General features: G+C 36.3%; 20 protein-coding genes and 1 pseudogene. 4 read left to right on the top strand and 17 right to left on the bottom strand.

Annotation, left to right across the window (positions count from 1 at the left end; translation table 11 throughout):
* Window positions 1-17 precede the first annotated feature (17 nt).
* On the bottom strand, window positions 18-1,298 hold the full coding sequence (locus MMB68_RS12500; RefSeq protein ID WP_277548907.1) for a GntP family permease: 1,281 nt from the start codon (window positions 1,296-1,298) through the stop codon (window positions 18-20).
* Window positions 1,299-1,634: 336 nt separating this feature from the next.
* On the opposite strand from MMB68_RS12500, the gene MMB68_RS12495 reads away from it, so the two are divergent.
* The gene (locus MMB68_RS12495; protein WP_014460120.1) at window positions 1,635-2,234 is read left to right on the top strand and encodes a DedA family protein; all 600 of its coding nucleotides are present in this window, start codon (window positions 1,635-1,637) and stop codon (window positions 2,232-2,234) included.
* Window positions 2,235-2,269: 35 nt separating this feature from the next.
* Here the strand turns inward: MMB68_RS12495 and MMB68_RS12490 are convergent, their stop codons facing one another.
* From MMB68_RS12490 to MMB68_RS12480, 3 genes are all read right to left on the bottom strand, one after another.
* The gene (locus tag MMB68_RS12490) at window positions 2,270-3,577 is read right to left on the bottom strand and encodes a CitMHS family transporter (RefSeq protein ID WP_221812841.1); all 1,308 of its coding nucleotides are present in this window, start codon (window positions 3,575-3,577) and stop codon (window positions 2,270-2,272) included.
* Between the two features lie 197 nt (window positions 3,578-3,774).
* Window positions 3,775-4,482 carry a response regulator gene (locus tag MMB68_RS12485; RefSeq protein WP_075419930.1) on the bottom strand — a complete coding sequence of 236 codons (708 nt, stop codon included), beginning with the start codon at window positions 4,480-4,482 and terminating at the stop codon, window positions 3,775-3,777.
* Window positions 4,479-6,086, bottom strand: a complete 1,608-nt coding sequence (locus tag MMB68_RS12480; RefSeq protein WP_277548906.1) for an ATP-binding protein — start codon at window positions 6,084-6,086, stop codon at window positions 4,479-4,481. Before MMB68_RS12480 ends, MMB68_RS12485 begins: the two co-directional genes overlap by 4 nt.
* Window positions 6,087-6,281: 195 nt before the next feature.
* On the opposite strand from MMB68_RS12480, the gene MMB68_RS12475 reads away from it, so the two are divergent.
* From MMB68_RS12475 to MMB68_RS12465, 3 genes are all read left to right on the top strand, one after another.
* Window positions 6,282-7,052, top strand: a complete 771-nt coding sequence (locus tag MMB68_RS12475) for an SDR family NAD(P)-dependent oxidoreductase (RefSeq protein ID WP_264409159.1) — start codon at window positions 6,282-6,284, stop codon at window positions 7,050-7,052.
* A gap of 171 nt (window positions 7,053-7,223) precedes the next feature.
* Window positions 7,224-7,364, top strand: a complete 141-nt coding sequence (gene sspL / locus MMB68_RS12470; protein ID WP_013057030.1) for a small, acid-soluble spore protein L — start codon at window positions 7,224-7,226, stop codon at window positions 7,362-7,364.
* Window positions 7,365-7,667: 303 nt separating this feature from the next.
* Window positions 7,668-8,339: an NAD(P)H-dependent oxidoreductase gene (locus MMB68_RS12465; protein WP_045295331.1), complete on the top strand. Its 672-nt coding sequence runs from the start codon at window positions 7,668-7,670 to the stop codon at window positions 8,337-8,339.
* A 28-nt stretch (window positions 8,340-8,367) separates the two neighbouring features.
* On the opposite strand, the gene MMB68_RS12460 is transcribed toward MMB68_RS12465, so the two are convergent.
* The 13 genes and pseudogenes from MMB68_RS12460 to MMB68_RS12400 form a co-directional block, all read right to left on the bottom strand.
* Window positions 8,368-8,655, bottom strand: coding sequence for a 3-isopropylmalate dehydratase (locus MMB68_RS12460; RefSeq protein WP_099330992.1), 288 nt, complete (start codon window positions 8,653-8,655; stop codon window positions 8,368-8,370).
* 114 nt (window positions 8,656-8,769) lie between these two features.
* Window positions 8,770-8,988 (bottom strand): spore germination protein, encoded by a 219-nt coding sequence (locus tag MMB68_RS12455; protein ID WP_028413367.1) that lies wholly within the window; start codon window positions 8,986-8,988, stop codon window positions 8,770-8,772.
* Between the two features lie 163 nt (window positions 8,989-9,151).
* Window positions 9,152-9,820 carry a fructose-6-phosphate aldolase gene (gene fsa / locus MMB68_RS12450; protein ID WP_013057026.1) on the bottom strand — a complete coding sequence of 223 codons (669 nt, stop codon included), beginning with the start codon at window positions 9,818-9,820 and terminating at the stop codon, window positions 9,152-9,154.
* 276 nt (window positions 9,821-10,096) lie between these two features.
* A complete protein-coding gene (locus MMB68_RS12445; protein WP_264409157.1) occupies window positions 10,097-10,837 on the bottom strand; it encodes a metallophosphoesterase family protein in 741 nt (246 codons plus the stop codon).
* A gap of 306 nt (window positions 10,838-11,143) precedes the next feature.
* Window positions 11,144-12,742: pseudogene (locus tag MMB68_RS12440) on the bottom strand (M4 family metallopeptidase); the annotation flags it as partial.
* A gap of 602 nt (window positions 12,743-13,344) precedes the next feature.
* Window positions 13,345-13,485: a YjcZ family sporulation protein gene (locus MMB68_RS12435; protein WP_013057023.1), complete on the bottom strand. Its 141-nt coding sequence runs from the start codon at window positions 13,483-13,485 to the stop codon at window positions 13,345-13,347.
* 258 nt (window positions 13,486-13,743) lie between these two features.
* Window positions 13,744-13,956, bottom strand: coding sequence for a hypothetical protein (locus tag MMB68_RS12430; protein ID WP_013083131.1), 213 nt, complete (start codon window positions 13,954-13,956; stop codon window positions 13,744-13,746).
* A gap of 92 nt (window positions 13,957-14,048) precedes the next feature.
* The gene (locus tag MMB68_RS12425; protein WP_277548904.1) at window positions 14,049-16,133 is read right to left on the bottom strand and encodes a PAS domain S-box protein; all 2,085 of its coding nucleotides are present in this window, start codon (window positions 16,131-16,133) and stop codon (window positions 14,049-14,051) included.
* A 135-nt stretch (window positions 16,134-16,268) separates the two neighbouring features.
* Window positions 16,269-16,535, bottom strand: a complete 267-nt coding sequence (locus MMB68_RS12420; protein WP_014460133.1) for a hypothetical protein — start codon at window positions 16,533-16,535, stop codon at window positions 16,269-16,271.
* A 61-nt stretch (window positions 16,536-16,596) separates the two neighbouring features.
* Window positions 16,597-17,493 (bottom strand): GH25 family lysozyme, encoded by an 897-nt coding sequence (locus MMB68_RS12415; RefSeq protein WP_277548902.1) that lies wholly within the window; start codon window positions 17,491-17,493, stop codon window positions 16,597-16,599.
* Between the two features lie 46 nt (window positions 17,494-17,539).
* Window positions 17,540-17,758, bottom strand: coding sequence for a hypothetical protein (locus tag MMB68_RS12410; RefSeq protein ID WP_108674720.1), 219 nt, complete (start codon window positions 17,756-17,758; stop codon window positions 17,540-17,542).
* Window positions 17,759-17,932: 174 nt separating this feature from the next.
* Window positions 17,933-19,312 carry a class II fumarate hydratase gene (gene fumC / locus MMB68_RS12405; RefSeq protein WP_277548901.1) on the bottom strand — a complete coding sequence of 460 codons (1,380 nt, stop codon included), beginning with the start codon at window positions 19,310-19,312 and terminating at the stop codon, window positions 17,933-17,935.
* Window positions 19,313-19,535: 223 nt separating this feature from the next.
* Window positions 19,536-21,887 (bottom strand): immune inhibitor A domain-containing protein, encoded by a 2,352-nt coding sequence (locus MMB68_RS12400; protein WP_277548899.1) that lies wholly within the window; start codon window positions 21,885-21,887, stop codon window positions 19,536-19,538.
* Window positions 21,888-22,091 lie beyond the last annotated feature (204 nt).

Genomic DNA, 22,091 nt, shown 5'->3' with positions numbered 1-22,091 from the left:
GTATTCTCCTCCTGTTTTTAAATAATACCGGCTGCCGCTAATGCGACTCCTGCAAATAAAGCGATTGTTGGAATGATAAATGCAACAACAAATACGTCTTTATAGGTTTCTTTATGCCGAAGACCAGTTACGGCTAACAGCGTTAACAACGCACCGTTATGCGGTAAAATAGATGCACCTGACGCAACGCTTGCAATACGGTGCAGAGCGTCAGCACTTAAATTCGTCGTTTGAGACAAGTGATACCACGTATCTCCTAATGCTTGAAGCGCAATACCCATACCGCCGGATGCTGAACCCGTGATCATCGCTAGCACTTGAACACTTAACGCTTCTGAAACGAGCGGATTACTCGAAACATTTAGCAACACATGCGTGACATCTTTAAAATCTGGAACTGCTGTAATAACCGAGCCAAAACCTACTGCTGCACTCGTATTAATAACAGCCATCACGGATCCTTTTGCTCCTTCATTTATAGAAGAAATAAACTTCTTATAATGTTTAAAATTAATAAGTAAAATAGAAAAAATACCAATTAATAACGAAACGATAGGCTCCCATTTTAAAACGTTTAATGCCACGACAACGACAATCAGCGGTAAAATAGCTAATATTACATTCATCGGGTCCTGCTCTTCACTCGCTGCGACTGATGATTCATTAGGCTCGGTAAACCCTTGATTTTTAGCTTTTAATTTTTTATCGCGATAAGCTAACCATAAATATCCTCCCACCGCCATAATAAGACCTGAGACCATTCCAATAATCGAACCGGACATTGCATTGGTTTTAAATGTAGCAGTCGGGATCAGATTTTGAATTTGAGGCGTACCTGGAATCGCTGTCATTGTAAACGTAAATGCTCCGAGTGCAATGGTTGCTGGCAGTAAATTTCGCGATACATCAGCTTCTCGAAATAGCGCGATTGCTAAAGGATAAATCGCAAAGACAACAACGAATAGACTCACTCCGCCGTATGTCAAAATGGCTGAAGCAATTAGCACCCCTAAAATGGCTCTTTTACTTCCAAACAATTTAGCAATACGCTGCGCCAACGATTTAGCTGCGCCTGTATCTTCCATTAGCTTTCCAAAGACGGCTCCTAATAAAAAGATGGGGAACCATTTTGCAGCAAAATCTACAAACCCTCCCATATACACATCTGTATAAGTAGGAAGTACTTTTAAACCGCTAAAATAAGCAACGAACGTAGCTACAACAGGTGCTACCCAGATAATAGACCATCCTAGATAAGCAAAAAACATCAACAATAACAATCCTACAATAATAATCACACAGTAACCTCCTTTCCTTTTAATGCATATACATAATGGATTATTTCACAACACAACAAGTTTACACCAGCTATTTTTATAAGTAAAATGAATAAAAGGAATCAAAACTATGAATAAAAGTCGTAGTTTATTTAAAAATTCACCCTCAATTATTTTTTTCCTATAATTTTACTCTGAGTAGAAGCTATAAAATACACTTCCTTCCTTTTTCCTTGTACAAGCTAATTTTTTTCTGTCCCATCCCGCTTTCTTCCTTTATTTTCTTTTCTTTTATAAGTTTTTCCGAACATATAGATGGGTATTTGAATGTTATGACACAGAAAAAGAGGCGATCTTATGCTACACTTCATAACAGACTTACTGAAACAATTTGGAATTTGGGGACTTTTAAGCGGACTGGCCATCGAGGCTTCCTCCCTGCCATTTCCTGGTTCTCTTCTCACCCTTACCTACGGATACTTATTAAACATGCACATAGTGAAATTATTATTAATCGCTCTTGCAGGAAGCGCCGTTTATACAGCTTTTAGCTTTATACCGTATGGGATAGGCTATAAATTAGAAGATAAGGTAAAGAAAAAATTATCAAAGAAGAAAAAAGCGTTTGAGAAATCACAAAAATGGTTTAAAAAATGCGGATTATGGAGTATTGCCATTGCTCGTCCTTTAGGTCTCGGCAACTACATTTCCTACCTTTCAGGGCTATCTAAAGTGAAACCTATGCCGTTTGCTCTGCTCACATTCCTTGGTATCTTTCCTTTGAATATCGCCATGCTTTGGCTAGGACAAATCGGAAACTTTAAGTCCATTCAATCTTTTATCTCAGATGCACAAACGTATATTCTAATTGCAGCGGTAGTGGCTGTATGCGGATTTTTAATTTATAAGTTTTATTTTAAAAAGAGCAGCTGCAGCGAACAGTCTAGTTCAACGTAAGAGTATTAAAAAAGACCCTTCGGGGTCTTTTTTTATCAGATAGAAATAACACCTAAAATTAATGCAGCTATTGTCATCACTGCCGTAGTTCCTAGCGCCCACTTAATTAAAAAGCGTTGCAAATCACTAAATTCAATTCCTACCATTCCAATTAATAAGTGAGCTGCTGCTACCAAGGGACTTATCACGTGAACAGGTTGTCCTAAGATAGCAGCTCTTCCAATTTCAGCTGCGCTAATGCCATAACTTTCAGCAGCTTGAGCAATAATTGGCAATACGCCAAAATAAAAGGCATTATTAGACATAAAAAATGTAAAAGGAGCACTTAAAAATGCTACTACAACTGGCAAAAAAGGACCCATTGCATCTGGGATTATTCCTACAAGTGTATTTGCCATAGCATCAATCATCTTTGTTCCAGACATAATTCCTGTAAAAATACCTGCTGCAATAACAATTGAAACGACGGCTACCGCATTATTTGCATGAGATGAAATTCGCTGCTGTTGATCTTTGATGTTTGGATAATTTATTAATAATGCAATAGCAAACGCTACCATGAACAAAAGCATCAACGACATAAAGTCCATAATTAAGCACACCATAAGACTAACGGTAAGGAGAAAATTAAACCATACTAACTTAGGACGTCGATAGTCTAAATGTTGCGCTGTTCCCTCTAATTCATCTGCGTGTGCGATTTCATTTGCAGAATGTTTAATATTGATAACTCCTAACCTTTTTCTTTCCCTTCTTCCAAGGACAACAGAAACAAATAGCACCCATAGAAGTCCAAAACCCATTACAGGTATTAAAGGCAAAAACAACTGAGACGAATCTAAATTTAATGAACTCATAGCCATAGCAGAAGCACCTCCCCACGGAGTCATATTCATAACTCCCATAGATAGCATCGCAATTCCTGCTAGGATAAGCGGATTCATTTCTAGCCGTTTATATAATGGAAGCAAAGAAGAGACCGTTATCATATAGGTAGTAGTTCCATCGCCATCTAAAGCAACCATCATTGAAAGAACAGCAGTTCCGACGACGATTTTTAGAGGATCTCCTTTTACAACCTTTAAAATGAATGAAACGAGAGGGTCAAACAATCCTGAATCAATCATTAATCCAAAATATAAAATAGCAAATAAAATCATAATAGCTGTAGGAGCAATATCTTTTACACCCTCTAGCATCATAGGTCCCATTCCGCTAGCAAAACCCCCTATTAAACCAAATATAATTGGAATAATGATAAGAGCAACCATTGGGGTAAGTCGCTTTGACATAATTAAATACATGAATACTGCAACCATTAAAAATCCTAATAAAGAAAGCACAGATATTTTTCCTCCTTTTTGATAACGGTTTCATTTTTGTTTGCTACACGTTACTAAAAAGGTATCACTTGTTAAAGCAGGTTCATAGATAACCAACATAAGTTTAATATCTTTTATAAAAGTAATTTTTTTCATTTTTTTCATGCATCATTTCTACATAAAAACGAGATAGCGGACAAAGAACCGCTATCCCGTTTTTATGTAGAATTAGTTACTCGGTATTTCCGCTCAGGCCTCCCTACACTTCCATACACTATTTCCACCTGCATTTCTTTACAAGATACTAAATACTCTAAATATCTTCTCATTGTTGAATAACTGATACCTACTAGTTGAGCAAACTCATCTACATTCAAGCTCTGCTGAACTTCGCGAACTTTATCTCTTACTAAACGAAGAGTATGTTTATCAATCCCCTTAGGAAGTTCTGTTACTGCAGCTGCTGATTGAGTGTGGCGGTTATGACGTGTTCTAAATAAATGGTCTATTTTATCTTGGTTAATCATTTTATTTTCGGTTAATTCTATTCTCGTAGACTGATAATGTTTTAAAGTAGATAAAAATTTATCAATAATTACAGGTTTCACCAAATAACCAAATGCTCCTCCTCTTATTGCTTCCCCTACTGTTTCAACATCATTGGCTGCCGTTATTAAAATAATATCGATTCCTCGATACTTCTTTCTGATTTCCCATAGCAGCTCCACTCCGTTGATATCTGGTAAAAAGACGTCTAATAAAATTAATTGCGGCGTAAATATTGTTAGCAGTTCTAAAGCCTGTTCTCCAGATCCTGCTGTCGCAACAACAGTGAAATGCTCTAGTTTCTTAGTAAACTGTTCATAAATTTGTGCAGCTGTAGAATCATCTTCTATAATCATGACATTAATTTGATTTTCAGTCATATCGATTCTTCCTTTTCATTATTTAATAGCTTTGGGATAACTAATGTGAATCTTGCTCCTTGTAACATACTTTTGCTTATGTATAGTTCACCTTTAAGCAGCTCTACAGATCTTTTAACAATAGTCAATCCAATTCCGTGATTTTCACCTTTTTTCGTTGTGTAACCATCTATAAAAATCATATTTTCTACTTCTTTTGATATCCCTGGTCCATTATCTTCAACTTCAAAAATCAGGTCATTTCCTACATCTGTAAAAGATACCAGCACGTTCCCTTTATGTTCTCGCACAGCCTCGAGCGCATTATCGATTAAATTCCCCAAGATAGAAACAACGTTTTTTGCGTCTTCGATATCTAAAGTACTTGTTAAGTTACTATCTTGGTCAATTTCTAAAGTAACGTCTAATTCTTTCGAACGATTGATCTTTCCAAGTAAGCATGCCGCAATCAAAGGATCCTTTACAGAAGACATTAAAAAAGAAATAATATCTTGGCGTTCCTTTACCTCTGATGAAATCATTTGCATGACATGCTCATACTTCTTTAACTTTAACAATCCATAAATGACGTTCAGCTTATTTAAAAATTCGTGATTTTGAGCACGTAAATTATCAGAAAACATTTTAATTTTAGAAATCTCTTCTGTCAACTCTTCAATTTGAGATAAAGTTCTTATAGTAAGGACGATACCCTGCACTTCTTTTTTTCTTATAATAGGAGATAAATCTAAAATATACTGCTGACCATCTAGTACAAGGGACTGGTTAGAATACACTCGCTGCTTTTCTACCGCTTGATCAATTAGCTGTCCTAAACGGGCGTTCTTTATCTCTCCTCCTATTTGAAGATGACCAAATAGTTCTCTGGCCCTTCTGTTCATCGACGTTACATATTTTTTGACATTTACAGTAACAGTAGCATCTTGAATAGATTCAAGGGTAGCCTCTTTTTCTTTAAAAAGAAAGGAAATCTCCTCCGGTTCCAGTCCAAATATTAGTCTTTTTACCCGCCTTGCAATGAAAAAAGCTCCAAATGCTCCAATAAGAAAAGGAATACAGGACAATTTAATAATTTTTATTCTATAATCATTAATCTGTTTTTCTATATTGCTTACAAGAAACCCTACTGACGAAACGCCTATTACGTTTCCTCGGCTATCCCATATGGGAGTCTTGGCTTTAATTGCAAATCCTGAAATTCCTTTTCCTTTATAAATAATGGATTGATGCTCCTTTAAAGAAGCTTCGTTGCTTGTTTTGGTATGTTTTCCAATATAGCTACTATTGGGATGAGAATAGCGGATTCCTTTATCATTAGCGATGGTGACGTAATCTGCTCCAGTGGTTTTTCTTATTTTTTCTGCAATAGGTTGGATGTGCTCAGAAGGATTTTTATTCCTAAAAGCTTTTACAATCGTTTTGTCTTCAGAAGCTAATTTTGCTACTGTCATAGCTTGCTTACCTACATATTTTTCAACAATTTCATCTATCATTGCAGAAAATAAAATGCATACAAGGACGGTACTCACAAGAATAACTACCGTAATAAGTAATGTAATTTGGGCAAGTAAGCTAGATCTTATATTCGCATTGGGAAAACGCATACATTCCTCCTTTTAATGAAATGAAATTTCGGCTGTTGTTTCAAGTGTAGCATAAAAGAAAAAAAGTTTAGCACCCAACTTCAAATGTTTATAAATAGACGTCTAAAGGGAAAAATAAATCGAATAAACGCTTGACTTAAAGTATACTTTAACAATTATAATCAATTGGAAAACATCGAAAACGGAGGAATCAACATGAAATATACAGTAATCACTGGCGCAAGTTCAGGAATTGGATATGAAACAGCTTTAGCTTTCGCAACGCGCGGAAAAAACCTTATATTAGCTGCACGTAGAGAGGACAAGCTGGATGAATTAAAAGGAAAGATTGAAGAACTGAACCAAGATGTAAATGTTATTGTCCAGTCGGTTGATTTATCCGTGGCAGAAAATGCTCATACGTTTTATGAGTCACTCAAAGAGTATGAATTAGAAACTTGGATTAACAATGCTGGATTCGGAAACTTTGCTTCTGTCGGTGAACAAAAATTAACTAAAATTGAAACAATGCTTCATTTAAATATCGAAGCCTTAACCATTCTTTCTTCTCTATTTGTAAGAGATTATGAAAACGTTGAAGGTACACAGCTTATTAATGTCTCTTCTGGAGGCGGCTACACCATTGTTGCTGATGCAGTCACTTATTGCGCAACAAAATTCTACGTAAGTGCATTTACAGAAGGTCTTTCTCAAGAATTAAAAGGAAGAGGAGCAAAAATGCAGGCTAAAGTTCTAGCTCCGGCGGCTACTGAAACAGAATTTGCACAGCGTTCGATGGATATGAGTGATTTTGAATACGAAGGACGAGTACCTAAGTTTCATACGTCAAAAGAAATGGCTGCTTTTATGCTGGACCTTTATGATAGCAATAAAACGGTAGGACTTGTAGATGGAGTGACTTACGAATTTCACTTAAAAGATCCTATCTATCCATACGCAGACAGAGCGACAAGCTCAGATTCTTAAACAAAAAACACCCTTCCAAGGGTGTTTTTTTATGGCCGTTTAAATGAGTAACTATCTTGTTTATGTAATGAAGATGCTTAAAGATAATCTTTTCATATTCATCTTTCCACTCTTTACTTCCTAATTTTTGTTTTGCTTTTTGTACATACTAACCGAACGGAGGTGACGAAAATGGGTACAAAAAAATCTGCTAACCGTGGTCAAGTGGCTCCTGGAGTTAACCCTCAAGGACACGGAAAAGATGTTGAATTTTCAACAGAACCAAAAAGTGAACTTGAAAACAAAGCGAAAAAATCAAATACAAAAATTTAATTAAAAAGGAGAAGATCACTCTTCTCCTCTCTTCCTTCTCTTAATTACTTTTTCGAAAAAGAAACTCCACAGATTGTTTACTCCTTTCTGCTTCTTATAAAACTGCATTAATAGTATAAAAAAGTATACTATACAACAAAAATGTGCGTACTTGTTAGGATGATTTATATGATTTATGATAAATTTGCAAACGGGTTTTATGACAAATTGTATGTTAACTAACTGTTAACTGTAAGTTATTCAGGGTATAGATTACTCTGAACAGTTCATCACTAAATATTTTTACAGAAAGGTTGTTTACACATGAACAATACAGATAAAAAACAAGAAATTTTAGACGCATTTAACTTTCGTCATGCTACAAAAGAGTTTGATCCAACAAAGAAAATTTCCGATGAAGATTTCCAATTCATTTTAGAAACAGGGCGCTTATCTCCAAGCTCAGTAGGTTATGAGCCGTGGAAGTTTTTAGTCGTTGAAAATAAAGATTTAAAAGAAAAATTAAAAGCTGTTTCTTGGGGAGCACAAGGTCAAATTCCTACAGCAAGTCATTTTGTTATTATTCTTTCTCGTACAGACGCAAGATATGACTCTGAATATGTGTTGAATCTTCAAAAAAACGTAAAAGAAATGCCGGATGATGTATTAGAGACATTAATGCCTCGTTATAAAGATTTCCAAGAAAATGATTTTCACTTGTTCGAAAGCAAGCGAGCGCTATTTGATTGGGCTAGCAAACAATCTTATATTGCACTAGCTAATATGATGACATCAGCTGCTCAAATTGGCATTGATTCTTGCCCAATTGAAGGGTTTAACTATGACCAAGTACATGAAATTCTAAAAGAAGAAGGATTACTAGAAGACGGCAAGTTTGATGTTTCCGTTATGGTTGCATTCGGCTACCGAATTCATGAACCTAAGCGCGGCAAGACAAGAAGAAGTATGGATCAAGTTGTACAGTGGATAAAATAATAACAAAAAAGAAGGGATGACAGCAATGTTATCCCTTCTTTTTTATATCTTTATATGCTGCTATAAAATCAGCAGGATCGGTGTGTATGGTATAAGCGAACATCCCTTGATTTGTATGTAAGTATAAAAAGCCGCTTTCTTTTGAGACGCATTTGTAAGAGATATCAAACACGCTGTTAACGTGGAAGCAATTTTTCTCTGTTTGAATACTATCAGCGTATAAGCATATGTCTTTTGAATGCTGAATCGTCACCTTTTGTGTTCGTTTCACTTTTCTTTCAATGTATGTATAAGGAATCATCGAAATAATGCTCATAGCGCAGCTCACCTTCCCCATGGATATTTGTCTTTGAAAAATCCAACATCTTATTAACAAAACTCTATCACTTACCAAAAAACAATTCCAGAAAGAGTATTTCTGGAATTGTTTTCAAGATTGTTGCTCTTTATTTTCTTCATCTTTGCAAAAGTCGATATTACTGTTTGTCATAGAGGCAATAGCAGGAGAACCATTTCCAAACGAAAAACAAGCTCCTACCGATTTTGTATTTGCTGTGTGGCTATTTTGTACAACACAGCCTACGCTTACATTCGAATTGTCTTTTAACCCGTTAGTCACGATATTCTCAATGTTAATAATACAGCCCATTTTAACACCTCTTTCGTTTCTATTAACGTATGTCATCTCTGTGTATATGTATAGGATGTTCGCCTATTAATGATAAGTTGTTTTCTGCAAAATAGAAAAAAGAATCTTCGTGTACTCTTTAAGCAGAGAAGACACTAAAATGATGTCTTCTCCTTAAGTCAATTTAACTTTTTACGGCTTTTTCCCAGTCTGATGCAAATTTTTCAATTCCTTGCTCTGTTAACGGGTGTTTTACTAATTGTTCAATTACGGCATACGGAATGGTCGCAATATGAGCCCCAGCAAGAGCTACTCGTGTGACGTGATCTGGGTGTCTGACTGACGCTGCTATAATTTGTGAGTCAATGTGTTGAATTCGAAATAGCTCTGCAATTCGAGATACCAGATAAACCCCGTCTTCTGAAATATCGTCTAAGCGTCCTAAAAATGGCGATACGTATGTGGCACCGGCACGAGCTGCTAGAAGCGCTTGATTCACTGTGAAAATTAACGTTACGTTTGTTTTTACGCCTTTTTTAGCTAGATAACGGGTTGCTTCCAATCCAGCAATGGTCATAGGAAGTTTAATCGTTATATTTTTGTCTCCTCCGTTAATTTTGATAAGCTCTTCTGCTTGAGCAATCATGTCATCTGCTGTTACTGTGTCGGGCGTGACTTCTGCTGAAACGGATTCTACTTCCGGGACGGTTTTTAAAATTTCTTCGATGCGATCTTCAAACTTTACGCCTTCTTTAGCTACTAGCGAAGGGTTTGTAGTAACACCTGATAATACCCCAATTTTATATGCTTTTTTAATATCTTCCAGATTAGCTGTATCAATAAAAAATTTCATCATGTATTCCTCCACTCGTTATGGTAAAAACAGCTTTTCAGGGGCGTTTTTGCATGACCTTATGTTCAAATAGAATTGCCCTCTTCATATTGTCTTCATAAAATAAAATTTATTTCCTTTCAAATGCTGTATGTTTTTCTCCAAGTTTTCCCTTCCTTAAATTCATTGGAATAACTTTTATTTGCATGTATCATACTAATGATGTTGAAAAACCCCTCATATACTCCACTAAAAAACCTTCAGCACTTATGCTGAAGGTTGAGATTCATTCTATTCTTAATTTTTTAGTCCTCTATAGCGAGCTGTTTTTAGTTCTTGAACGTAAGGTTCAAAGTCCGGCATCTCTACAGATCTCGCCAATTCGATTGCCTTTTCAATATCGTATGGAATACGCACGAATTGAATAGAAAATGCTGAAGGGCTTTCGTCTTGATCCTTTCCTTCCAAGATAAGATAGGAAGCTTGTGGTAAATCAAGCGGGTTTCCTACACTTCCTACATTACATAGCGTTTTCCCTTTAATATGTTGAATAAATGCATTATGTACATCTCCGTAACAGATGACATCTGGCTCTCTTAATCCTTTTATATTTTCCGTATATTCCGTATTAGCAAATAGACTAAGGCGCTTTTCAAGTGAATCCCAGGGTTGAATTCGGTCATAAAGACTTCTAGGTGAAGCGTGAAACATTCTAATTAATTTTCCGCTCATCATAAACTCAACAGAAAAAGGAAGTTCCTTTAAGTATGCCTCTTGAGCTGAACTTAACTTCTTCTGATGCCATTTTAGCGCTTCAAATTCCGCAGGCTTTGTAATGAAGTCATCCCAGTTTCCCATTACTGTTACTTCGCACTTTTCTTTTATGATATCAATCGCTTTACTTGAATCCGGTCCTTTTCCTACTAAATCACCTAGACAAATGATGCGATGGATATCTCGTTGTTGTATGTCAGCTAAAACTGCTTCTAATGCAGGAAGATTTCCGTGGATATCTGAAATAACAGCAATTTTATCCATTGATTCCTCCACTCCTTTTTCATATGTATGTATTCAATTCTTTTCTTTATTATAACATTTTATAATAAGACCGTTTACTAAAACGGGTCCTCTTCATTTAACAAACAACGGTATAATTCGAATGGATATAAAAGGGAGGAATAAGAAGCGGATTTTATAGATTAATAAGAAATCTGTCTTCCTTATTTATTAACATAAAATAAAGGAGTACTGTAATATATTTATACGAGTACTCCTTTATTGGTAGTAAGGTAGTATAGAGAGTCGTAAGATACCTCATTTATCTTGCGACTTTTGGTTTATAACTTATTGAACACCAACTGCGTCAAATGACTTGCCTACTGAAATTACTTCTTGAGATCCTGAACCGTATAGATCAGCAGCAGCTTGTACTAAACCTGCACGCGCTTGGCTAAACGTTGTAGATTGAGTGAAGTATAGCGTATTAGCACGGTAATAAATTTTTCCTAGCTTATCGCCGCCGATGCCTGTTACAGTAACGCCATAATGCGTTCCACCGTTAGCTAGCAAGTAAGCAGCTTTGTTGATGATACCACTGTTTGTATGAACTCCGCCGTTGTCACTAGAACCTGTATAGCGCTTTGAATAATGATCCGGATCTCCGTATTTCGCTGGGTTGCTCATTGAACGAAGTGCATCACCGCTTGTTCCAGGCGTATAAATATCTTCTCCAATTTCCCAATCTGGATTGCGGTTGTCATAGTATTCTACCAACGTTCCGAAAATATCTGAAATCGCTTCGTTTAATGCACCTGATTCGTATTGATAGATTAAATTAGAGCTTCTTTCTGTGACCGCATGCGTCAATTCATGTCCGATCACATCTAATCCTCCTGATAGCGGAACAAAAGTAGTTCCATCTCCATCTCCGTATACCATTTGAGAGCCATTCCAAAATGCATTGTTGTAGCCGCTGCTATAATGAACAGTCGATTTTAGCGGAGCTCCTGCATTGTCATAGGAGTTGCGGTTAAATTTGTTTTTATAATAATCATATGTCACGCCTGCATAATAGTGAGCATCTACTGCAGCTGCATCGCGGGTTGCATTGTACGTATTATCCGTGTCTGCCCATAGTGTACCTGGCAGAGATGTACGATTTTTTGCATCATAAGTATAGATTGTCGCCCCTCTTGTATTATCTTGTAAGTAGTAAGTAGAACTAGATAACGTTGTCTTTAAGGATTTAGTATCTCCAAGCACTCCTTTACCTGAGCCAATAGCATTTGTGCCTGTTACAGGTTTCGCTGCCGGCTTTGCCGCTTGCTTCACATCGGCTTTTGGACCAGCTACGGAATCAATTGTATTGTACTTATCCAGTACTTTACCGCTAGTAGCATCAACAAAGTAATAATAGTTGCCTGGTTCAGGATTTAAGAAATTTAGATTTACTACATAAGCATATGTAGTGTCTGAACCATTTTGATAAATATACAGTTCAGATGAAGGAGATTTTTCATAAGTCGGCTTAAATCCTAAGTCTTTTTCAGCTACTTGAATCGCCTTTTTGCCATCAATTTGTTTCTGGCCTTTTAGCTTTTCTTTTTTGTCTAAATCAGGAGCGACTGTACCTGATACCACTTTTAAAGTTCCATCTTTCGCTACGTGTGCTAATTGAGTAGATCCCCAAACAGGAATGTTATTATATACCTGCTGCAAGCGTACAACGGTTGCTTGTTCAACGGGATCTTTCACTACTTCTGTCACTTTAAATGAGTTTTGAGCATTTTCGTTTCCTAATTTATATTTGTCTTTATTTGTATTCATATAATGAAATACGACGTCTTGAGCTTTCTGGGATGATGGGCCTGAAAGCTTGCCAGAAATAAACTCAGGAGATTTAATTTCTTTGTTATACTTTTCGGTTGAAAGTACATTATTTGGCGCGGCACTGCTCGTATGTGCAAAAGCAAATGATGAAGAAAGGATACCAACTGATAATAATACCTTTAAAGCCTGTTTTTTCTTTTTCATAGTTTTTTCTCCCTATCCCTAGTAAATTTAACTATCACAATTTTTCTGTCAATTGCGATAATTATCAACATTATAGCAACTAAAAATTACTACGTCTATATATTATTTTAATATTCCTATTATTATGAAAATTAAAAATAAATACTCTGAAATAAGTCTTTTTTACCTATTTAAACTATATGAAAATCATTTATGTTGATTTTCATACAAGTAAAATAATTCTTCTAGTCAGCTGATAAAAACTAGCGGCCTAGGTAGTGTTATTCGGTCTTACTATCAGTTCTATGAAGCATTTTACAAAAATTACTTATAAGGAAAATTATAAATTTCAGACCCTTTTTGCAGCTTAAATCTACTCTTTCTCTTCATTTTTTTATTTTTTTAATCTATTAATTAAATTTTTTATATGTTTTTTATGCACGTGCACAACATTATTTTATTATAGTACTGCCCTTCTTATGAACATAAAAAAGCACGAATCTACTAAAATCTTTGCAGATTCGTGCTTTTTTTTATTTGAAACATGTACAACCAACGATAACTAATAAAACAAATAGTACAACGATTAATGCAAAACCGCCACCGTAATTACCGTAGCCGCCGTAACCGCCGTAGCCATAACCACCGCCGTAACCCCAGTTACAAAATCCCATTTCACTTCACCTCCGTAGCCTGTTTACTCTATAGCATATGTACAGGCTAGGAAAAATGCTCGCCCATTTATCGCCCTTTTATGACGATAAAAAAGAGATTGAGACATAACGAAATTACTCCAATTAACCGCTAGAAGCAACCAGCTAAATTAAACCCATGTTCCCCATAACAAAAAAGATCCGAACGATGAATCGTTCGGATCTCCCTTCCACTAAAATACTTTTGTCCCAGCCTCTTTTAAGATAACAAATATTAACTTATTTACTTTTAGAAGCTTGTTCTTTAAAGCGAAGTATGTAATACGGAACAATACAGATAACCGCCAAAACGAGAGCCGTTAAACTGACTATGCGGGGATTATTAAGCCCAAAAGAATAGTCTCCAAAAGATGCTCCAATCGCAATAATAGCAAAAATAATATACAGAATACGAAATATGTTAATCCACTTTTTCTGTTTAATCGTAACCACTCCTTTGCTTATTTTACTCCAACATAGAATATTATAACTTTACTAAACAACTTGTTGCAAAATTTCTTCTTCCTTTAACTGATTACCTTTTATTATAACGGTAAACAAATTTCCACATTCGTCCCTTTGTTTACTTCACTTTCAATACTAAGAGTTCCTTTATGCTGCTGGATAATATTAAAGCAGATCATCAACCCTAACCCAATGCCGTCTTCTTTAATACTGTAAAATGGTTCACCTAAATATTTGATGCGATCTTTTGAAATTCCTACACCTTCATCAATAATTTGAATATGAAGGTGATTGTTGTCTTTTTGTCTCAGCTCAACTTTAATTTCTCCTCCGGAAGGCATTGCTTCAATCGCATTTTTAAGAATATTTATAAACACCTGTTTCATTTGATTGCTTTCACAATATACAAGAGGCATTTCTCCATATGAGTGAAGTTTAATAAAGATGTTTTTCATGGTTGCTTGAGGTTGCAGCAATAAAATCACTTGTTGAATTAACAGCTGCAAATCAATCGACTGAAATGTTACGACCTGTGGTTTTGCCACAGACATGAATTCATCTGTAATCATTTCAATACGCTCAATTTCAGAGGATATAATGTTCATATAGGTTAACTCTTCTTTACTCGCTTTTTCAGTTAATAGCTGCATAAACCCTTTGATGGCCGTTAAAGGATTTCTAATTTCATGAGCAATAGCTGTAGCAAGCTGACCGACCGCTGCTAATTTCTCAGATTTCTGCAGCAGCTCTTCTGTTTCTAGGTATTCTGTCCTGTCTCTTGAAACAATAAGAAGCACTTTTTTGTTTTCTATATTGAACAATTTCCCACTATATTCTAGTTTTTTTACTTCTCCAGACTTAAATGTAAACTGTGATTGCAGCGTAAAAGAAAGATTTCCTTGGCGAATTTCTTCAACCGTTTTTCGAACAATGTCAGAATCTCTAGGTATAATATCTTGGCATGGCATGGATAAAAGCTCTTCTCTCGTATATCCAAAGCGCTTACATCCAGCTTCATTTACTTCGATAAAACGAGAAGGAAAATGATTAGAACCTATTTCAAGGAAATAAATTGCGTCGTTTGCATATTCAAATAACGTTCGATATTTCAACTCACTTTCCTTAAGCTTACGATGTAACAAGTCAAGCTCTTTTCTCGCTTTTTTAGCCTCAGATATATCCACACATACTCCAGACAAACCTATTAACTCATCTTTCCCATTAAAAATTGGCGAAATGGTGATGCGAAGGTCTACTAAACTTCCATCTTTACGAGCTCTTACAACTTCTACCCGATTGATTGCCTCTTTTTCAGCAACAGTCTTTTTTATATTCTCATGTACATCCTTACTAAAAGCTCCTGCTATATCGTAATATTTTTTCCCGATGACTTCATGAGATTTCCAGCCATATACTTTTTCATAGGCTTCATTAACTCGCAAGATTTGGCCTTCTAAATCAGTTATAATAACCGCATCCATGTGATGATTAATAAAAGACTCCAGCTGTTCTTTCGTATATTCTAGTTCTTTTTTCATTATTCTGACAAAAAAAGAATCTTCGTCATCCTTACATGAATCTGATCCAGTATAAGCAGCTTCTTCTGCTACAGCGTAAAATTTACGATAAAATTCTATCGTCGCTACGGCTACTCCCAGTCCGAGAATCCCGAACACTAAATATTCTATTTCGCTATAAAACGGCGACTGAATAGGTGTATTCCAGAAGTAATTTGTCAGTAAGACATGAACGATAAAATGAATAAAGAAACAAAGAAGAGATTGTTTTAATAAAGAAAACTGCTTTCTATATCGAATAAGAGGAAGGGAAAACAAAAAGGTAAAGATTAAAATTAAGATAGTCAGTAACCAATGACTTTCTAAATAGATACTACACACAGCCATAGTGATACCTGCAACTGCACCGGCTCTATAACCAAAGTATAGAACGGTCAAAATAAGAGGAAGAAAACGTAAATCATATGTAATCTGTTGATACGTAACGCTATATACCATAAGAATAGCAGAAACAATACTTGCATAAATACCACTCATCCATTTGTATTTATGGGCTAGACGCTGTAACAAAAATATTCGTATCGCAATCATAATACTGACAAAAAAAGAAAAAATACATAAGTTAACAAATAATCCGCTACTAATCACTCCTTCTATTCCTCCTTTACTTGTAAATATGCGTAAAATAATTCCCTTATATAGAGAGTGTAACATGAATAAGCGCTGCTATTTATAAAATTAATAAAAAAACTAGTCTCGCCCGAGGCAAGACTAGTTTTTTTATTATCTATGCTGATCTTGATACATAGGTCCTTCTGAAATCATATTGCTTTCAGAAACGTACGTAGGATCTGAATGAGCATCTTTATTTAGACTGGCATTTACCTGCTGTTTTTTAGATAAACTTGAAAGTTTGACTTTGGCACTTCGAACAAGTCCTTTTACTTTTCGTCGTTTCGCAGCATCGCTTAATATATAAGACGTAATGCCGACTCCTACAGTTGATAGGGTAATACCTGATATCAATGCTTTTTGTTTTCGTTTTCTCATAATAGCTCCTTCCTTGTACCTTTTTGAATCTTACAGTAACTTTTCCCCCTCAGGTAATCTCTCAAACCAGATTATTCAGATTATTCACTTTTTTAACAAGACGCGGCAGTGTGTCCGCTCCTGCTATCCCATCTGAAAAAAGACCATATCGATTCTGGAATTTTTTCACTGCAGCGATTAATTCATCTCCATAGAAACCGTCTGCTCCAAACTTCGGAAGAGAAAAACCTAGCGCAAGTAAGTTTTGCTGAATTTGTTTGACTCCTAACCCTCTATCGCCTTTGGAATAGACAAAGGGTCCTTTTGTATTATTTGTCATAGAGAGATTTGTTGTGACTTCTTTAAAAAATGAGTAGTCCATTTCATTTATATCCACATTTGTAGAAATTCCTTTTACTCTGCCAGAATCCGTATACTGAAACATTGTCCATCGCTGCCACTGACTTAGCTCGCCAGGGTGCTGCATACCGCCCTGTCTGTTGGCTGCACTATATCTTGCTACCCACAAAGGATACTTACTTATTTCGTTTGTAAAAAAAGTTTTAGCAAAATGATAGTTCGTATATACGATAGGCTTAATCCCTGTTGTTTTGTGAACATGCTCGAGCCAGCTTACGGCAAAGCGAGAAACAAATTCTTTGGATTTTTTCTTATCTTCTTCTAGATCCAAACACGGCGGAAGATCTAGTTTCATTTGTCCAAGCTGAGCAATAAAAAAAGCAGCTTCTTTCTCCGGACTATTTGTACAGTGAGCATAATGATAAAACCCTACTCTCAAGCCCGCATTTTTGGCACCTATATAATTTTCATAGGATCTAGGGTCTACAAAAGTTCCGCCTTCTGTTAACTTTATATACACCCCTTTTACTGAGGTGTTTTTTATTTCTTTCCAATTAATGATTCCTTGATGATGAGAAACGTCGAGAATAATAGGATTATTTGAATGTCGCCTTTGCATAGTTTTCACCTCTTTTGCTAGCTTCCTTATGTATACGACGAATCTCTCAAAACCCCTGTTTTTCCGGATCTTGATATTCTTTTATAACGATGTGTAAAACGTTGCTCATTTGAATAGCTAAATAAGCTTCGTGTTTTTTGTCATAATAACGATACCATCCTTGCGTATGAATAATAGATTCCTCAAGCTCTTTTACATTTTCTGATTCAACCAATGTACTGATTGATTTTTCATTTCCAAAATAAAACTTCACTTCGTACGTCACTTGAATCCCTCCTTTATAAAAATGTAAATACCCTAATCGTATGTACTTGAATCTAGTATAAGGTAGTGTAAAATTTCTTTTAATCCGCAATTTCTTTTTAAATGTTTATTTAGAACAATGTTTATTTTATTAAAAACAAGAAGCCAAGCAGCTCAGAATGCTTGGCTTCTTGTTTTATTTTGATGGATGAATCATATTAGCAGGATTTACCCATTGTTCAAATTGTTCTTCTGTCAGAAGACCTGTTTTTACCGCTGCTTCTTTTAATGTCGTTCCTTCCTGATGAGCCATCTTGGCAATTTTAGCCGCATTTTCATACCCTATGTGCGGATTTAACGCTGTTACAAGCATAAGAGAATTTTCTAGATTATGCTGAATCTTTTCTTTGTTGGGTTCAATTCCTACTGCGCATTTATCGTTAAAAGCCTGCATGGAATCTGTCAGCAATCTGACTGATTGTAAAAAATTATAAATAATAACCGGCTTAAATACATTCAATTCAAAGTTTCCTTGACTAGCCGCAATGCCAATCGTCACGTCATTCCCAAGCACTTGTGCAGAAACCATTGTTAGAGCTTCACTTTGAGTTGGATTTACTTTCCCAGGCATAATAGAACTTCCTGGTTCGTTAGCAGGAATCGTAATTTCGCCTAGTCCGCTCCGAGGACCGCTTGCCAGCCAGCGTACGTCATTGGCGATTTTCATTAAGTCAGCTGCTAAGGCTTTGAGTGCACCGTGGGCATAAACCACTTGATCGTGACTTGTTAATGCATGAAATTTATTAGGTGCTGAGATAAATGTTTTTCCAAGCGTGCTGCTGATTTCTTTCGCTACTTCATCGCCGAAGTCGGGATGTGCATTTATCCCCGTCCCAACAGCTGTACCGCCAATAGCTAGCTCCTTCATATACTCTACGCTTTGTTTAATCATTTCTTCATTCTTTTCGAGCATATGATGCCATCCGCTAATTTCTTGTCCTAGTGTTAGCGGTGTAGCATCTTGTAAATGGGTTCTGCCTATTTTAATAATATCTTTAAACTGCTCTTGCTTCGCAGCGAATGTTTCTTTTAATGTTTTTAGAGCAGGCAATAATTGATCTTCGACTTCTAGTACAGCTGCAATATGAAGAGCTGTAGGAAAAGTATCGTTAGAGCTTTGTGACATATTGACATCATCATTTGGATGGAGCGTTTCGTCGCCATTTATTAGCTGGTTTCCCCGGTGGGAAATCACTTCATTTACATTCATGTTTGATTGCGTTCCGCTTCCTGTCTGCCATACCACTAAAGGAAAATGTTCATTCCATTTCCCTTCAATAATTTCGTTAGCAGCTTGTACGATGGCTTCCGATTTCCCTGCTGATAGTTTGCCTAGTTTATGATTACTAATAGCTGCACTTTTCTTCAAAACCGCAAAAGCGCGTATTACTTCAATCGGCATTTTTTCAATCCCGATTGGAAAATTTTCTTTACTTCTTTGCGTTTGCGCTCCCCATAGTTTATCTTCTGCCACTTTGATTTCTCCAATTGAATCTCTTTCGATACGATAGCTCATAGTTAGAACTCCTTTTCAATATTTTCTTTACCTATTAGTATTGATTATATGGATGAATTTCATGACATAATAACAATTATTCACTGTTGAAAATTCCCTTTATTTTTTTTTTTAAACGGCATTAAATCCTTTGATTATTTAGCTCATAGTTTATTTTGATTTTCTAACATAAAAAAAGATCCGAAGAATACGCTCTTCAGATCTTTTTTGAATACGTCTAATTTTACTTATGAATCCATACAGCACCAGCTGAATTGTCTTTTGCTTCACCAATTACGTCTAATTTTAATCCGTTTTGAGGAAGCAAGCGGCCTGCATCTTTAATTCTTTCATCTAAATACGATTTTTTGTCGTTGAAGCTTGTAACTCCATTTGATTCTTCAGATGAAATAGTTCCCCACGTTTTATGGGAATATGACCAAGCAGGTGATTTATCAAATGAGAACGCCGCGTCTGCAATTTGATATCGGCTTGAATTTGCTGTTGTGCTAATCCCATTCACATTAAAGTAAAGAACTTTATGAGCATGGGAATCAACTACGCCAAGGAATCCTTCACCTGGGTGCTGTCCTACCCAGTTATCAAGGTAGCTTTCATCTGCGTACCAAAGCAGCATGCCTGTATTATATTTTGCACCTCGCGCGAATTGAAGTGCTTTATCGCTGCCCGCATAGTTTCTCCACTCAAGGTAATAATAGTTGTCTTTATAGCTGATGCCGTTTGTCTTTTCAAATCCATCTAACGTTACTTTTGGCGCTCCTTCAGCATCGTCCGTAAATACCGTTTTTCCATCTACTACTAAACTGGCATTATCAAGTGCAAATCCTTGAAGAGCAAGTCCTCCGTCCGTTACGTATTCGAATTGAAGCTTGATTTTTTTACCTTTAAACTGCGTTAAGTCATAGCTTTTATCTTCCCATTTTCCGTTAGATGTTTCAGCAGAACCATCTGCATTGTTCGCTTTATCACCAATTGTATCTAACAGAACTTTTGAGCCGTCAGGAAGAATTGCATTTACATATAAGTAATCGTATTCTGCCTCTACTTCATAGAACGCTTTGTAATTGAATTTAGCTGTTTGAGCTGCTGTTAAATCAAACTCTGGCGTCGTCATTGTCGTATGCAGATCGTCTCCGCGTTTACTGTAGTAGTAGTTGCTTCCAAACTCTGGCTTAATGCCTTGAACAGCTTTTTTAGGTAAATTAATCTTTACAATACCCGGTCGTTTAGATTTTGTCACGCTTTGATCAACCACGCTCACAGAGCCCGATTTTGTAATGTTTTTGCTGTCGATTTGTTGAATATTTGCCCAGTTTCCACCCATATTTGCTTGGAAAAACTCTTTATTTTGCGGGGAGAAACTTGTCGGTTCTGTTCCAGCTACTTCACCAGCCCAGCTCCCTCCACTCATAATTGACCAAACGCCTACCGGCTCACCTTGACCCGTATACTGTGTATCATACTCATCGGGCAAACCTAAATCATGGCCAAATTCATGAGCAAAAACGCCAACTGCTCCGTCTTCTGGTTCAATTGTATAATCATAAGCAGCCATGTTTGTTCCAGGAACTTTATACACTTGTCCCAAAGTAGAGCGATGAGACCAAATAGCATCGTTTCCTAGTTTACCTCCACCTGCTTCTTGCCCAGTTCCAGCATGAATGACCATTAAGTGGTCCACTATGCCGTCAGGCTCATTGCGGTTGCCGTCTCCATCGATATCATATTGATCGAACTGGTCATAATCTGAAAGGTTAATGCCGCTTTTTGCAGCTGCAGCAAGTGCTTCTTTTACGAGATTACGAGGCCCTTTAGATCCAGGCGCATTATCGTTTCCTCCCGCTGGATTGTCTGCTCCGTATTCCTTTGCGTTTCCAGGTACAGTTAACCAGTCAGAAACCGTTCCATCTACTGTGTAACTACCTCCAGACTGTTCTTCATAATATTGTTTAAACGTTTTAATTTTCTTACCATTAAATAACGTAAAGTCTTTCTTTCCAAACATTAATTGCTGATAGTGATTTCGATTAAAATCTTTTGCATACATGTAACCAGATTCTTGAACGACATTGTTGTGCTTAAAGTCTGCGTATTCGACTAAAAGAACAAGAACTTTATCTTTTCTCACTTGTCCGTTATATTTGGCCTGAGCTGCAGGTTTAACGTTTACCCCGTTGCCCGAATTGTTTCCTTGAGACTTAATATTAGCAAATTCGCCTCGTTGAAACTTTTCTTTTTGTTTTGTTTGCATTTCTTTCGCTTTCAAATCAATTTTGCTAGCTTTATGTCCCTTCATGCTCTCTTTATGTGCATCTTTTTTGTTTATGTAAGAAGTAACGGCTTTCTTCACTTCTTGCGGTGTTGCACTTTGAGAAATAACTCCTTGGTTTTTCAGTGCGTTAGCCAATCTTTCTTCCGGTACTGTATTCATATCAATTGGTGAACTCGGAAGTTCCTCCGATTGTGCGGTTTTAGCTGAAGCCGTACTTCCATTCATAAGTACTGGCCCCACTCCGCTTAATGTAACAGTTGTGGCAAGAAAAGATGTCCCCAAAATCTTTTTCCAGCTTTTCAAGTAAACCCCTCCATTTTAGAATTTTCAAACTATTAGCAAGATTTATTTTATATTCTAAAACTAGGAAGGTCAACTACATTTTACTATATTATTAAAATTTTTTGATTCTAGTAGATAATGTAAAATAGTTTTATAGCATGTAACTAGTTTTCTTTTCCTGACAATTAAAATGTCTGATAAACCCTTCTTACATATGCAAATTCC

It is taken from the genome of Priestia sp. Y58, assembly GCF_029522095.1.
Taxonomy (GTDB): domain Bacteria; phylum Bacillota; class Bacilli; order Bacillales; family Bacillaceae_H; genus Priestia; species Priestia megaterium_E.
This window is presented reverse-complemented; position numbering and strand designations above follow the sequence as displayed.